Here is a 12,883-nt window from a genome sequence, read left to right as displayed (position 1 = left end):
TCGGAAACCGGCTCAGCCATCGCTTTGCTCCACATGATGCAGACCGCGAATCATGCTGTGGAGCCACGTTGAAAGGGTAGTGATTGTCTAGGGGCAGCCTAGAATAGCTTTGTGTGAAAACGATATCATTCACAAAATACATAACCTTGATAAGGAGTGAAAATAGTGGCTTCTGTTGTTGCGACAGTGACTGAAAATCAGTCCCTGACCCCAGAAGGGCGTAGAACAGTTTGGGCTGCATTCTTTGGCTTTACCGTGGATATCTTTGATGTCTACCTACCTACGATAGCGCTTGGACCCGCTTTGACATACTTCGAAGCTAAAAGTATGCCTGCCTCCACGGCGTTAACATGGTTCTATGTTACTTTTGCCGCGTCCCTGCTAGGAAGGCCCTTAGGTTCGTTTATTTTTGGCCATATGGGTGATCGGTGGGGTAGGCGCAAAACAACACTTTGGGCAGTTGGTGGGTTTGGAATTGTTACTTTACTCATGACTCTCCTGCCAGGATATCGAAGCATCGGCATGGCATCACTTGCGCTTTTGGCGGTTCTGAGGTTTATTGACGGTGTATTTTTAGGTGGGGAATACACGGGGGCTACGCCTTTGGCGATGGAGAATTCTCCTTCTCGCAGAAGAGGCATGTTAGGCGGATTTATTAATGGCGGGACTGGAGTTGCGTTCGCAGCAATCTCGGTAGTCACCCTCATCAGTTTACACATTTTCCCGGAGTCGACCGGACAGTATAGCGTGTGGGGATGGAGAATACCATTTGCTGTTGAAGTGATTTTAGCTCTCATCCTTTGGACGTACTACTATAAGACAATCGAAGAGTCCCCGCTGTGGAGGGAGACTGAGAAAATTAAGTATCCTCTTAAGGAACTGTTCTCTGGCGCGCACTTTCGCCGCCTTGTCGAAGTATTCATCGTCATGACGGGGGTTTGGTTTGTGACGAACTCTACTGAAGTCCCGATTCCTGGTTTGCTTGAAAAGGATTTCAACGTTTCTAGCAGCCTTGTTACATCGATAGAGATTGTAGCGAACATGTTAATGCTCGGATCCTTCATTCTAGCAGGATATCTGAGTGATAAAATTGGTCGAAAGAAAATGCTTTCGATCATGGGTGGAATCAATATTGTTATTGCACCGTTCATATTTCTGTGGATGCTGTCTGCAGCGAAGAGTTCGCCAGACACGCTTTGGGTGATTCTTCCGGTGCTATTCATTCTGACTAACTCCGTATTCGGGGTGCTGAGCGCCTATATCACAGAGAGATTCAGCACACGGGTGAGGTCCTCTGGGTACGGTATTGGCTATAGCCTTGGGATTGTCATTCCATCCTTTTCATCGTTCTACATGCTCGGGCTAAAGTCTTTCATGCCCTATGCTGACACGGGAATCGTGCTTCTTGTAGTAAGCGGTGTGCTGATTTTAGTGGGTAGCCTGCTTGGTCCGGAGACGCGTGGTAAATCAATCGTCGATTAACCATACTGATGGTATGATGTAGGCGAGCGTTGCGAAAGCTGTCTGGGCAAAGGTGGTCTCATGAACACAATCGGACAAGAGAAATTGACAGAAGACGAGTGTTACGCTCGCCTTCGAGAATTGATCATTAATGGTACGTACCTGCCAAACCAACACCTTATTGAAAATGACTTGGCGAGCGCCTTTCATGTAAATCGGGTTTCGATTCGCACTGCGTTAGCTAGGTTGGAGCACGAGGGCTTGGTTGAACGCGAGCGTTACCGCGGCGCACGGGTTCGTCTAGTCACGCAAGAGGAAGCCGTTGAGATTCTGGAGACGCGAGTAGCTCTGGAGGGTATGATTGCCCGTCACGCGGCGAATAGAGCGACTGACGAGGATATCAGTGAGCTTCGCCAGATTGTGGCCACAATGAAAAAATACTATGAAGGCAATGACCTGCTTAAGTATTCGGAGACCAACAGCGCCTTGCACAAGAAAATTGTAAAAATCGCTAAGCATCCAACGGCGAGTAGGTTGTTGGAAATGTTGAATTCGCAGAATGTGCGATTTCAGTTTCGGACCATCTTGGCACCAGGTCGGCCCGAGCGGTCATTTTCTGAACACAGCGCTATTGTGGAGGCTATTGCGAACAAGGATGGAGAGGCTGCTGAGACAGCCATGAGACTTCATTTGTCGCATGTGACAGATACGCTCAGGCAAATCACATAACACAGGAAGTAATAGGTCCCGATACGTGCAAAAACAACGGACGGCACATTGTGTACTAAATTGTTGACAATATAGTATATTATATTATTTACTTGATTGTGTAACGTCAATGTTACCTGACTTCAGATGGGAGAGAACAAGTTATGACCCAGCAACAAGAGACGGTATTTGTCATCAGCGCTCATTCCGCAGATTTTGTATGGCGGGCAGGCGGAGCCATTGCGCTGTATCATCAAAAGGGATACCGAGTCAGGGTGTTGTGTCTCTCTTATGGAGAACGCGGTGAGTCCGCAAAACTGTGGAAACTAGGAAAAACGTTGGAAGAAATCAAAGCAAAGCGTGAAGCTGAGGCGCGAAAAGCAGCTGAAATACTCGGTGCTGAAATTCGCTTTTTTGACGTTGGGGACTATCCGCTTGAACCTACGAAGGAACTGCAGGACGCCATTGTTCAGGAGTTTCGCCAGCACCGGCCAAAGTTTATTTTAACGCACTCCCTCGAAGACCCGTACAACGCTGACCACCCTCGTACAACGAACTTTGTGCTTGAATGCCGCATTTTGGCCCAGGCGGAAGGTTATCCGTCCGAGCACCCGATTATCGGTGCGCCTCCGGTGTTTCTGTATGAACCACATCAGCCCGAACAGTGCGACTTCAAAATCCAAGCGTTCCTCGACATTACGTCAGTTTTCGAACTCAAGCGTCAGGCGATGGAATGCATGGAGGCGCAGGAGCACTTGTGGAACTACTACACGGACGTTGCTAAGCGGCGGGGCTCCCAAGCAGTGCGCAACGGCGGCGACAAGTCCATTGTGCACGCGGAGGCTTATCAGCGCATCTACCCAACTGTGGGAAGTGAATTGGTATGAGCCATAGAATTGTAAAAAACATTACGCGACCGAACCAAGTGGATATTGAGAAATTGGGCGAGCTCGGGGTGGCAACTGTCCATGAGGCCATGGGACGGACAGGGTTGTTGTCACCGTACCTGCGGCCAGTTGATCCGAAGATGAGAGTGTGTGGAACGGCTGTGACCATCTCGAGTCACCCTGGGGACAACTTGATGATTCACGCCGCCATTGAGGTCTGCCAGCCAGGTGACGTACTAGTTGTCACTGTGACGTCTAACAATACGGATGGCATGTTCGGTGAGCTACTGGCCGTCTCCGCTAGGGCACACGGAGTCAGGGGCCTAGTCATTGACGCGGGTGTGCGTGATACAGCCGAAATTACGGATATGAACTTTCCCGTTTGGTCGAAGGCCATCAGCGCGAAGGGGACAGTCAAAGCAACACCAGGGTCGGTGAATGTACCGGTTGTCTGTGCCGGTACTCTTATCAATCCCGGGGACGTTATCATCGCAGACGCGGACGGAGTTGTCTGTGTGCCAAAGGCGTACGTTCCCCAAGCCGTGGAGAAAGGGCAGGCGCGGGTAGAGAAGGAGAACATGACACGGGCTCGCTTGGCGGCTGGGGAACTTGGATTAGACATTTACAATCTGAGGCCAACGCTTAAAGCTCTCGGCGTAGTCTACGTCGAGGAATCGAACGAATGAAGCAACATGGTCTTGGTGCCATTCACATGAAGAAGGTGCAATGATCAATGGCGAAGAGGGAAGTTTTACATGTGAAAGGCTCTAACCACCAAAATCCAATTCCGACTGCAATCAAGATTGGGAACATGGTATATACGTCGGCTATCATCGGATCTGACCCGGACACGGGTGAAATGCCGCGGACGGTCGAAGAGGAAATTGCGAATCTCTTTCACTACATTAGGGAAATTATGGATCTCGCCGGTGGTAGCGTGGGTGATATTGCCCACTTGAGCGTCCTGATGACCCATCGAGAATATAAAAGGCTCGTCAACGTCGAGTGGGAGAAGATGTTCCCTGATGCGAATGACCGCCCCGCAAGACATACCACGGTTCAGGACCTCAGGGATGGATTGAGGGTCCAGATTGAACTGACGGCGGTGTTGTGACTCCGCGTTAGGATGGGGGAAACTATCGTGAGAATTGGGTTCATCGGATTTGGAGAAGCAGCCTCCGCGATTGCTACGGGGTTGCGTGAATCCGGAGTAGACCAGGTCTATGCGTACGACGCGTACCGAAGTGACGCACTGCAACATAGAGTTCAACAAGCAAGCGCAATTTTGGTGGATAGCTTACAGGGACTGGCAGACTTGAGTGAGCTTGTCCTTTCCTTGGTCACGGCAAAATCTGCTCTGCCAGTCGCGAGAGAATTCGCAACCTATGTCACACATGACGTAGTTTATGCTGATCTGAACTCGTGTTCGCCGAAAACGAAACAGCAAATTGCGGAAGTGTTTGGGCAGGGTAAGGTCAAATTTGCAAGCGTCGCTGTGATGTCTGCGGTGCCGCCCTTACGCCATAAAGTCCCGATGCTCTCCGATGGACCAGGCGCCGATGACTTTGCTGCTCAATTAATGCCGTTCGGTATGAACATCGAAGTAGTGAACGGTGAAATCGGGTCTGCTGCGGGGATTAAAATGTGTCGCAGCGTGATCATTAAAGGCATGAAGCGTTGTTCCTCGAGGCTCTCTTGGCTGCAGATCAATTGGGTGTCGCAGAACAGGTGTTGGAATCCGCGGATGCTTCCTTTAGAAACATGACGATATCTGAGCTTGCTAACTATTTGATCACGAGAAACATGATGCATGGGGAGCGTCGCGCGCACGAACTCTTGGAGGCAGCAGATATGGTTGCAGATTTGGGGCTCGAACCCATGGCAACACTAGGGGCTGCTCAAAGACTCACCTGGTCAGCGTCGCTTGGAGCCAATACACGATTTGAGGGGCGACTACCAGAATCATATCAGAGCGTCATTGCCGCCTTGCGAGCATCTTCAGCACAATAATGCCAACCAGGTGATGAAAAGGCACCCATGCAGTTGTGGGTGCCTTTGCGCTTCTTCTACAGGCATGTGCGTTGCTCTGGAAAAGTAGAGATGCAGCTAAATCATTGTTCAAAGGCCGAACACCCTCCACAAGAGATAGCTCCCTCCTGTGTCAATAAGTGACTCCGCAACCTCCTTGCCCATTCTTGTAATCTCATGTAGCGTAGGAACAAATAATGTCGGATTTTGGCGCTATCGGTCATACCGTATCAAGGACCGAACGTAGACTGCTGAGAGACGAGAGGGATGGGGGCGTTGGGTGAGATGAGTTCAGTGCCAAGTGAGTCCATCAGGGACGAGGCGGATCGGCGCGCTACTGCCCGACAATCAGCGATTCACGGCGTAGATTCCGTGAGACGCGGTGGGCCTCTTGGGGCCAATCCCGTCCGTCGCACCGCGGTCGAGGAGAAATTGCGGGAGGCTAGGCGGGATCTGTTGGATTTGACCCTGCGCAACAACATGCTCAACTTTCGCATGCCCAAAAGCTTGGGTGTGAACCTCGAGGACCAGTCGATTAGCGAAGTTTACAACCACTTGGTGCGCCACCACGCGAGTATCACTTTCCTTGCGACCACCGTGGAGAAAGAGGCTGCGGATGACGCGGAGACCGACGGGGAAGATGGGATTTCGGGGGAATCACACCGCACTCGGGCGATGGCATCGGACAACTTATCGCAAGACCGAGGCACAGCGAGAGCGGCGAATGGCGATGGCAAGCGCATTCTGTCTGCCCCGTACACAGCGGATCAACTGAAGAACCGCTTGCTCCACAGCTATCGCACGGCGAGAACCTCCATGGAGGAACAAGGCGCGAACACGTTGTTTCTCGCTATGGGGTTTCTTGAGTGGTATGAGGCGGAGTCGAGCGATAAGCCGCTCATGGCGCCGCTGGTGCTCGTGCCCGTGACGCTAGAACGGGACACGGCTCGGGACAATTTTACAGTCAAGTACTCTGACGAAGAGGTCGTCGAGAACCTCTCGCTTCAATACAAGTTGAAGACCGACTTTGGGCTTCTGTTGCCAGCGTTGGAATTAGATGACGCAGACGAGAGCAGCCTGTCTGCTTACACCGAAGCCATCTCGCACACTGTGGCAAAGCAGAAGCGCTGGGCCGTGCATGCGGACCGCCTGCTCATCGGCTTCTTCTCGTTTGGCAAGTACCTGATGTTCCGCGACCTGGAGGCGGACCTCTGGCCGGACGACGCGAATCCGCTCGACAACGATATCCTCGCGTCCCTCCTCGTCGGGGGATTTCGGGAGGAACCATCGGACGTCGGCGAGGATGCACGCCTCGACGACGTCCTGCCACTCGCCGACATGCAGACGGTCATGGACGCGGACAGCTCACAGCTGACTGCCGTCGTCGATGTGGCGCGCGGGCGTAACTTGGTCATCCAGGGTCCGCCCGGAACGGGGAAGTCGCAGACAATCACGAACGTGATCGCAAGGGCTGTCCTCGATGGCAAAAACGTCCTCTTCGTGGCCGAAAAGATGGCTGCGCTGGACGTGGTGAAGAGCCGCCTTGAGAAGGTAGGCCTCGGCGCGGCGTGCCTTGAACTACACAGCAACAAGACGAACAAGCGCCAGCTCCTGACCGAACTCGACCGTACGTGGCAGTTGCGCGGAACGGCGGGAGCGCCTGAGACGAACGAACAAGAGTACAAGATGCAGCGCAGCAAGCTTAACGAGTACATCGATGTGCTCCACCAGCCGATGGGCGACGCGGGTGTGACGCCGTACACGGCGATGGGTAAGCTCGTGCAGTGGCAGGAGCGCGCGACTGCGCAGAATTGGCCGGTGTTTGACGTGGACACCGGTTGGACGCGGGAGGCGTTCGTCACGCACCGGGACGTGCTGCGCGACGTGCAGGCGTTCTTGAAGGAACTTGGCGTACCGGAGCAGCACCCGTTTTGGGGCTGTGCGCTGACTGAGACCGTGACTGGCGCAAACTACGAGGCCCTGGTGCGCGCTCTGGCGCAGGCTGTGGACACCGTCGCTGACCTCGCCGCGCTGTGGGAAGGTGCGAAAGCGTCCCTGTCGATCCCGGTCGAGGACACCTGGGTTAGCATCGATGGTGCGGTCAAGGTGTTGCGCCTGTTGTCGACGGCGCCAGACTTGGCAGGCGTCGACGTACGCGACACTGCGTGGACCGACTTCGCGACTTGGCGGGACGTCATCAAAGCGATGCGCAGCGTGCACGAGTTCAAGGTGGAATACGACGCGCTCCTTCTCGCCGACACATGGACAAAGGACCTCGCCACTGTACGTGCGCAGTTGGTCGCGCACCAGTCATTGTTTGGCCGGATGTCTGGTGAGTACAAAGGCGCACGTGCACAAGCGATGGCTTGCTTGCGCGTACCGCAAAAGCAGCCGGAAGCGGAGATGTTGGCGTGGCTGAACAACGTGATCTACGTCCAGCAAACGCTGGAACGCGTGATGCGGCACGACGAAACGTTGACAAAGCTGCTCGGCAACAAGTGGCGAGGAACAGATACGGACTGGCTGACGTGTGCTGCGCTCATCGAGTGGATGGTCAATCTGCAGCAACTGCGCGTGCGCGAAGAAATCCCAGCGTGGACACTGGGCCTGCTCGCTCGGGCGGATATTCGCACGGCTGCGACTGGCACGTTGGCGTCGCTCGAACCAGCGCTCAAGCAGGCACGCACGTCTGTGCAGTCTGTCGTCGAGGCGCTGCAGTACCGGCAGACAGACATCGGCAGCGGCGGGCCCACGAGTGGCGTGCCGACCGGCGGTGCGGGGACCGGTGGGCTGACCGGCGACATTGCGGCGGACAGCGAGCGGTTGCGCCAATGGCAAGATGCGTTGGGGACTCTGTCCGGGATGGTCCGATGGAATTTGTTGACCGCTCGCTGTGACCAAGCGGGCCTGGGGTCAGTCGTTCGCACGGCAGCTTCGTGGGGGCATGCCGGAAATAGTCTCGTGGATGCCGTGACGTACCGCTGGTACGAAGCACTGCTACAGGTGGTGTTCAAACGGCACCCGAACCTCGCGGAGTTCGCGGGCAACGCGCAATGGGGCACAGTGGAGCGGTTTCGAGCGCTCGACGAGGAAATGACGCAGATCACGCAGAAGCTCGCGGCAGCGGCGCACCTGCGGCGTGTCCCGCCGCGTGAATCGAGCGGCGGCGAACTTGGCATCCTGCGCCGCGAGATGCAGAAGAAAGCGCGGCACATCCCGATCCGCCGGTTGCTCGCAAACGCGGGTCACGCTGTGCAGGGGCTGAAGCCGGTGTTTATGGCGAGCCCGATGTCGGTCGCGACCTTTTTCCCGCCAGGGAGCCTGCACTTTGACCTCGTCGTGTTCGACGAAGCGAGTCAAGTGCAGCCGGTCGATGCTTTCAGCGCCATTTTGCGCGGCCGTCAGTTGGTGGTCGTTGGCGACAGCAAGCAGTTGCCGCCGACCAACTTCTTCGACGCGGCAGTGGACGACGACGAAGACGCCGAGGACACGGATGTGCACACGAATGACATGGAGAGCATCCTTGGCCTGTGCGTCAGCCAAGGGATGCCGGAGCGGATGCTGCGGTGGCATTACCGCAGTCGGCACGAGTCTCTCGTTGCGCTGTCGAACGCGGAGTTTTACGACGGGCGGCTGGTCGTGTTCCCGAGTCCCGACCGGCAGTCGACCGCTAAGGGCTTGGTGTTGCACCGACTCGACGACACCGCGTACGACCGCGGCAAGTCCCGCACCAACCGTCTCGAAGCCCGCGCAGTCGCAGAGGCCGTCATGGAGCACGCGCGTGCCTACGTACACGGCGAGACGGACGAAACCCTTGGCGTCGTGGCGTTTAGCAGCGCGCAGGCGGACGCGATCGAAGACGAGGTCGACCGCTTACGCCGGGCGGAATCTTCGTGCGAGTCGTTCTTTGCAGTGTCCGGTGAAAAGTTCTTCGTCAAAAACCTAGAGACCGTGCAGGGCGACGAGCGCGACGTCATTTTTATCAGCGTCGGTTACGGCCGTGACAAAGACGGCTACCTGGCGATGAGCTTTGGGCCACTTGGGAAAGCGGGCGGCGAACGACGACTGAACGTGCTCATCACGCGTGCGCGTGTGCGCTGCGAGGTGTTCACGAACCTGCACTCGGACGACATCGATTTGCACCGGACGAAAGGCGAAGGTACGCGCGTGTTCAAAGAGTTCCTGCGCTACTGCGAGACCGGGTTATTAGACATGCCACATAGCACGGGGCGGGAGATGGACTCTCCGTTTGAAGAAGCGGTGCGCGACGAACTCGTGCGGCTCGGCTACCAGGTCGACGTGCAGGTCGGTTCCGCCGGGTTCTTCATCGACCTGGCGGTGGTCCATCCGGATGCCCCCGGCCGCTACCTCCTCGGCATTGAGTGCGACGGCGCTACCTACCACAGTTCACGCAGCGCGCGCGACCGCGACAGGCTGCGCCAGCAGGTGCTGGAGGGGCTCGGCTGGACCCTGCACCGAATCTGGAGCACAGACTGGTTCCACGATCGCAAGAAGGCACTCGAGAAACTGGTAGCCGCAATTGATGAAGCGAAGGAGTGGGCACAGCGGGAGAGCCTGGAGCAAACAGAACGGCCACAACGCCGCGGGCCGGCAGAGGCTGAAGTTCGTCGGCTGGCCGGAGACACGGCGGAGGCAGGTGCGGCGTCACTGCCAAGTGGCTCGGGAGTCGCGCAGGTCATGGCAGCGCCAGCTGTCAGCGCTGTCACGCAGCCGTACGTCGCTGCGACGCTTCAGATTCCGCCGCTCGGCGTTGAGTTGCACGAGGTTGCAGTCGGTCAGTGGGCAAACTGGATTGCTCAGGTTGTTGCGGCCGAAAGCCCCGTTCACACGGACGTGGTAGTGCGGCGAATCGCCGACGCGTGCGGGATTAAACGCATCGGCAACCGCATCCGGGCGGCCTATGACAAAGCCGTGCGGTACGCGACACGCCAACAGCTCGTGAAGGTAGACGGCGACATCCTGTCCGTTCCCAACCAAAGCAGCACGCCTATGCGCTCACGGGCCGATGTACCCTCGTACGAGAAGCAGATCAAGTTCATTGCACAGAGCGAGATCGCCGCGGCTATGATGGCGCTGATCGACCGCGCCTATGGCTACTCGGAGGAAGACCTCATTGCTGACACGGGCCGTGCACTTGGATTTTTGCGGGTGACGCAGGACATGCGGGACATCCTGGCGCACGTCTTTGCTTCGCTGCAGAAGAGTGGCCGCGTACGCCTGGAAGGCGTGAACTACGTGCGGGCGGGGGAGTAACTCCCCCCTTTCGGACTGCCAAGCCAACGCGGCAGATGTCCTCGCGGGACCATTTGGGCTGTTCTCTAGTGATGTACTAAATCATAACTGGGAGAGGAGAAATGGTTATTGGGACAGGTTGTTGACTATTTGTTCAGTGACAAAGCACAGCTCGTACACATTGGGTGGCACATTGTTTTAGCATTTCTGATCTATCTTGCGGCGTGGATTGGAATTCGCGTCGCCAGTCGAATGATTAGGCAGGTCTTGGCGGTTCGTAAAAGCGTCGACGACCGCAGGCGGAAAACCCTCGAGTCACTGCTGACGAACGTTGTGAAATACACAATCTATTTCATCTTGATCATGACCATTCTACCCTTGTTTGGCGTCAAAATTGCTGCTTTACTCGCGGGTGCAGGTGTGGCTGGACTCGCGATCAGTTTTGGAGCTCAGAATTTGATCCAGGATTTCTTCACGGGGTTCTTCATCCTGTTGGAAGACCAATATGGCATTGGTGACTGGGTGGAGATCAACGGCATTACAGGCAGCGTGACCATTGTCGGCGCTCGCATCACGGCGATTCAGGAGTGGACAGGGCAGACCGTCTACATTCGCAACGGGACGATTTCCCAAGTGATCAACATTTCAAAAGCCCCTTCATTGGCGGTTATCAGTTTCAATGTCAGTTACAGTACCGCCGCTGAAGAAGCTCTTGAAACGCTGCAAGAAGTGTTGGAAGAAGTGGTGCGTGAGGACGGAAATGCGTTGGGGGACATCCAGGTGCTGGGTGTCAATGCGCTCAACCAGTCCGATTACACCATCGAGGCGACGGTTAGCTGCAAGCCCTACGGTGAATTTTCGGTCCAGCGCTTGGCTTATAAGAAACTCCAGGAACGTTTTGCTACTGGTGCGTTAAAGCCTCCGTTTCAGAACATTGTTTGGATAAACGGCGCACAGACGGAGGTACAGGACGAGGTGCGGGCCGGCAGCGTGCGCGGCACGGAGTAGGAATGACTGCCCCAATCGCTGGGAACACACAAATTTTCACCGGAGTGACTCCCGAGCCGACGAAGGCCGGGATCGCATGGAGGGTCGAAAAGGACGTCACCAGTTACCTGCCCATTTTGCAGGGCAATCAGGTGTTTACAAGCCAGGTCGACAACTACCCGAACAGCACCTACAATGGGATACCGGATGTCTCCATCACCCTGGACTTTTACCCGGCTGCATGGAACCGCTCGGCGAGGGCGCAGGTCCCCGCGGTAGGCGTCCCGCTTCAGATTCATCCGCGCGCTCTGTTCGCTCACGGTCTTCAGACACAAATCCTGCCACTGCAGTCCAGCCCTAGCATGACCACACTGCACTCGCCAAGCAATGGCAACACCACCTTCACGAGCACCGTCAGTCTGCCGAGTGACTTGGTGGCAGCAAACCTCAAGGTCAACTTGATTCCGCAGATTAACGATGAGTTCTGGTGGGGCGAAGTGCCGGCGTTTCGGGAGATCGAGGTTTCGATTGACGGCAAACCGGCAGGCATAGTCTGGCCGAAACCGTACATCTACACAGGCGGTGTGAACCCGATGTTGTGGCGACCTGTCACCGGCATCCACACGATGGACATTCCCGCCTATCAAGTTGACCTGGGCCCGTTTGCCGGCATGCTGAGCGGCGGGACACACACGATTACGATGACGGTGCAGAACAACGCGGATTACTGGCTGGTCTCTGGGTCGTTGTTCTTGACAGAAGCACCCGGTGTGACGACGAGTGGCAGCGTCACAAAGGACACGCTCACGTTCCCAGCGAACGCACCGACCACCAACACTCCTGCGTACGGCAGCGGCAACGTGCTGACCAGTCAAACAGCCAACCGCAACTACACAATCGCTGGCACCATCACTACCGGTCACAGCACGTGGACCGCGCAAGTGCAGCAGTCTCTGCAGTTCTCAAATGACCAGACGAATACGACCGCAAATTACTTTGGGCTCGTCCACGGGAATCAGGTTGTCACCACCGATTCGCGTGTCAGCGGCCAGCACGTGGCGACGATGGATTGGCACACGATGAGCATGTACACACTGGACGCCGCGGATGGGTACATCCAGGACACGACATCGAGCAACTTCACGCTGCCAGCAAACGTAACACAGACCATGCAGGAGAAACAGAGGGTAACCTGGGGAGGTAGCGTCCTCTACAGCAGCAGTGAGTACGAAAACATACAAGGCTACGCGGTGATGCAGACTGGGGCGGGCTCGAAGCAGGTCGCTCTCGGGTCCACGACTGCCTATGCCCGCTACTCAAACTCGCTCGGAGAGAGGTACAACCGCGTCCTCATCGCCCGCGCGGGTAAGGTCATTTCGGACCAGGTCGGAGGCAACATGGGGCAATAGCGGGATCATTCGTAGAATCAAGCATGCAAGCTTGAAGCAGAAAGGCGCGGGTGGGGCGCCTTTCTGCTTCTTTCGGTTAGCGGTCCAATGCGCAAAGTGGGTGACATAGGCTGTCACCCAAGGGGTGTATGTTGCTACTACGAGGATGGT

At 55.9% G+C, this 12,883-nt stretch carries 10 protein-coding genes; all 10 read left to right on the top strand.

Annotated features, from left to right (window positions below; genetic code table 11):
• The first annotated feature begins 165 nt into the window (after positions 1-165).
• The 10 genes from JC200_RS02770 (at position 166) to JC200_RS02730 (ending at position 12,733) form a co-directional block, all read left to right on the top strand.
• Positions 166-1,482, top strand: coding sequence for an MFS transporter (locus JC200_RS02770; RefSeq protein ID WP_274434664.1), 1,317 nt, complete (start codon positions 166-168; stop codon positions 1,480-1,482).
• A gap of 60 nt (positions 1,483-1,542) precedes the next feature.
• Positions 1,543-2,190 (top strand): GntR family transcriptional regulator, encoded by a 648-nt coding sequence (locus tag JC200_RS02765; RefSeq protein ID WP_274434663.1) that lies wholly within the window; start codon positions 1,543-1,545, stop codon positions 2,188-2,190.
• A gap of 143 nt (positions 2,191-2,333) precedes the next feature.
• Positions 2,334-3,056, top strand: a complete 723-nt coding sequence (locus JC200_RS02760) for a PIG-L deacetylase family protein (RefSeq protein ID WP_274434662.1) — start codon at positions 2,334-2,336, stop codon at positions 3,054-3,056.
• Entirely contained in the window at positions 3,053-3,742 is a 690-nt protein-coding gene (locus JC200_RS02755; protein WP_274434661.1) for a 4-carboxy-4-hydroxy-2-oxoadipate aldolase/oxaloacetate decarboxylase, read from the top strand. Before JC200_RS02760 ends, JC200_RS02755 begins: the two co-directional genes overlap by 4 nt.
• A gap of 47 nt (positions 3,743-3,789) precedes the next feature.
• Positions 3,790-4,170, top strand: a complete 381-nt coding sequence (locus JC200_RS02750; protein ID WP_274434660.1) for a RidA family protein — start codon at positions 3,790-3,792, stop codon at positions 4,168-4,170.
• Between the two features lie 27 nt (positions 4,171-4,197).
• On the top strand, positions 4,198-4,821 hold the full coding sequence (locus JC200_RS02745) for an NAD(P)-binding domain-containing protein (RefSeq protein ID WP_274434659.1): 624 nt from the start codon (positions 4,198-4,200) through the stop codon (positions 4,819-4,821).
• On the top strand, positions 4,818-5,066 hold the full coding sequence (locus tag JC200_RS24295; RefSeq protein WP_443111861.1) for a DUF1932 domain-containing protein: 249 nt from the start codon (positions 4,818-4,820) through the stop codon (positions 5,064-5,066). Before JC200_RS02745 ends, JC200_RS24295 begins: the two co-directional genes overlap by 4 nt.
• A gap of 303 nt (positions 5,067-5,369) precedes the next feature.
• On the top strand, positions 5,370-10,358 hold the full coding sequence (locus JC200_RS02740; protein ID WP_274434658.1) for an anti-phage protein ProA: 4,989 nt from the start codon (positions 5,370-5,372) through the stop codon (positions 10,356-10,358).
• A gap of 108 nt (positions 10,359-10,466) precedes the next feature.
• A complete protein-coding gene (locus tag JC200_RS02735) occupies positions 10,467-11,345 on the top strand; it encodes a mechanosensitive ion channel family protein (protein WP_274434657.1) in 879 nt (292 codons plus the stop codon).
• 2 nt (positions 11,346-11,347) lie between these two features.
• Positions 11,348-12,733, top strand: a complete 1,386-nt coding sequence (locus JC200_RS02730) for a peptide-N4-asparagine amidase (RefSeq protein ID WP_274434656.1) — start codon at positions 11,348-11,350, stop codon at positions 12,731-12,733.
• The last annotated feature ends 150 nt before the right edge of the window (positions 12,734-12,883 follow it).

Origin of the sequence: Alicyclobacillus sp. ALC3 (assembly GCF_028751195.1) — a bacterium.
Lineage (GTDB): Bacteria > Bacillota > Bacilli > Alicyclobacillales > Alicyclobacillaceae > Alicyclobacillus_L.
The sequence above is the reverse complement of the archived record's forward strand: the minus strand, read 5'-3'. Positions and strand labels throughout refer to the sequence as shown.